The 2346-nt window shown below is 67.4% G+C and carries 2 protein-coding genes; both read left to right on the top strand.

All coding sequences use genetic code 11. The features are described from left to right. Window positions 1-348, top strand: a 348-nt coding sequence (locus tag OXC99_10925) for a hypothetical protein (GenBank protein ID MCY4625496.1), incomplete at its 5' end; no start/stop codon positions are given. Between the two features lie 1125 nt (window positions 349-1473). Beyond that, a complete protein-coding gene (locus tag OXC99_10920) occupies window positions 1474-1701 on the top strand; it encodes a hypothetical protein (protein MCY4625495.1) in 228 nt (75 codons plus the stop codon). Window positions 1702-2346: the final 645 nt, after the last annotated feature.

Here is a 2346-nt window from a genome sequence, read left to right as displayed (position 1 = left end):
CTGCCGCTGCGGGTGACGTCAAAGTACCGTGGGACGAGACGATTCGACGACGACCTGCTTCAGCTTGGAACGGCGCCGGGCGAGTTCGGAGAGATACAGCACCTGTGGGAACCCCGTGATTTTGGCAGGGCGGGTGGCGCACCGGACGACTGCCTGCACGGGGTGGAACTTAAGCGAAACGAGTCCAGGGAGGGGGCCGTGTACTTCTCGCCGCCCCCGAATGGTCGGGGGAAGGCGCTCCCCTCCGCACCATTCACCACCCTGTGGTACGGCATCAATTACCTGGAGATGCCCGTGGGTCTGGCGCCGAACTCCGGTGCCGGCGGTCCCGCGACGGACTCGGCGTGAACGGGACCGTCCAAAGGAAAACGCCGTCGGCCGCGGGAGCGCGGCCCGTGCACTCGCCGCCGTGCCGTCCGGACGATGTCTAGCAGCCCCGCCCCACCAGACCAGACAGAACCCAGCATCTTCGCCGTGACGCTCGCTCCAGACCCGGGGGAGGAGCACGCGGCGTGGGAGAGAGTGGACCTCACCCCTCCCCCTGCTTCATGACCACCCGACGGGCCCTCCGGTAGTCGACGCGTGGCTCGGCGATGAAGTCTCGCCCGGGTGCACACTGGAATCTACCCAGGAAGCGAACGCAACGACCGTGTCCATGGCGAGCCCCCGGATCTGGGACAATCGTCCGACCGGATGCTCGGCGCGGATCCGCTGCCCTGCGCCGCTGAGTGGAGGGCCTGTCACTCTGGGCGTTCAGCGGTGCCTCTTGGCGGGGTCCAGGAGAGCCAAGCTCCATACCGAGCGAGCCTCCAGGGCGGTGGCCCCTTTCCACCACCATGCTTGATGGAATCAAGATTCTTCGCCGGGACGCTCGCATCGAACCTGCAGGAGGAACATGGGAGAGTTTCGACGTCGTCCCTTCTCCTCCTTCCTCGTCCTCACCCCACCGGCCGTCCGATAGTCGGCGCGCGGTTCGGTGAGGATGTCCCGCCAGGGACAGGAAGGCCACGGGAGCGGAGTTTCGACGTCAAGGCTCTCGTTGATGCGCAGGCGGACCTTGTTGGGTCTCGACGGGTATCCCTGGAGTGCCCCGACTCTTGCAGCCCTTGGTTCTAGCCGCAACCAATCTCTCACCTGAGTTGAGCAGGATGGAGCCGTTACCACCAGGCACATGACGAATCACACAGGACTATACGCGAAATTACACAATAGTGGTGCTGTATGCTACGTGAGTCATACAAGCGGTCGGGTACGATTCTGTTGGCTCAGTATGCCAATCCCATGTAGGGAGGGCCGCCGCCGAATCCGAGCAGAGAGATGGATTGGACTTGGCCGCCGTAGAGTGAGGTGCGGCATGCGCCGCCTGGGTGTCGGAAGTCTGGTCTGGTGGCTGGATGCGCCAAATCGGCCCGGCCGGGTGCGGTGGGTGACGCCCTTCGCGCCGAGCCAGGGTCCGGCGCGGGAGGGGTGAGCATGACGCAGGTGTTGTACAGCACGTTGGTGGTGCCCCGGTACTGGCGTTGCCAGTATGCGGGGTGCACGGTCGGGGGCGGGAGGGATGCGAACAACGACGCGGCCGCCCACGTCATGGACACGGGGCACGCGTGCATCGCCCAGGTCGAACAGGACGAATGGGTGATCATGCTGCGGGGCTGCAGCATCGCGCGGACGGCGCGGACATCGTCCTCTTCGTCGACGTGATCCCGCGCCTGGACGACATCGGGAAGGTGTGACGTGAGCACGGTTGACCTCTGCCACAAGCCCGCACCCCCCGCCGATCCGGACGGGCACGTGCACCACTGGAGGATCGCCACGCCGGCGGGCCCCTACTCCCGCGGCGTGTGTCGCGGGTGCGGGAAGGTCCGGTTCTTCCCCAACGCCCCCGACGAGGTCGTGAACGGACGAGAGGCGTGGATGCCCGCCAGCAGGAGGAGTGATGGAAACGACGCAAAGGAAGCGGACGGCCGGCGTTAAGAGCGGAGCAGAACGCGGAGCTCCTGGCGGCCGGGTTGGACGAGAAGGACGCCCAGGCCCAGCTGGAGATCTCCCGGGTGACCGCGCGGCGCTACCAGTTGGGCGATCCGGCGGCCGGGGCGCCCAAGAGCAGGCCCTCACCGAGGGCGTGGGTCAACCCACGCCCCAGGGAAGCGGATGATGGCAATGGCGGGAGAGCCAAGGAGGAAGTGGCGGCCAAGCGATTATATGCGGCACGGATGGGTGCAGGGAGCGCGAGCGCGGGGCCGCGACGGGTCGGTGTGCGACCCCCCCCCCCACCCCGCGCCCCGCGGCATGGTCAATCGGGGGGGGGGGGGGGGCCGGGGGGCGGGGGGGCGAGGGGGGGGTGGG

Source organism: Chloroflexota bacterium (assembly GCA_026713825.1).
In the GTDB taxonomy this organism is placed as follows: Bacteria; Chloroflexota; Dehalococcoidia; order Lucifugimonadales; family UBA1127; genus UBA1127.
Note: the sequence above shows the minus strand (reverse complement) of the source record. Positions and strands in the feature narration are given on the sequence as shown.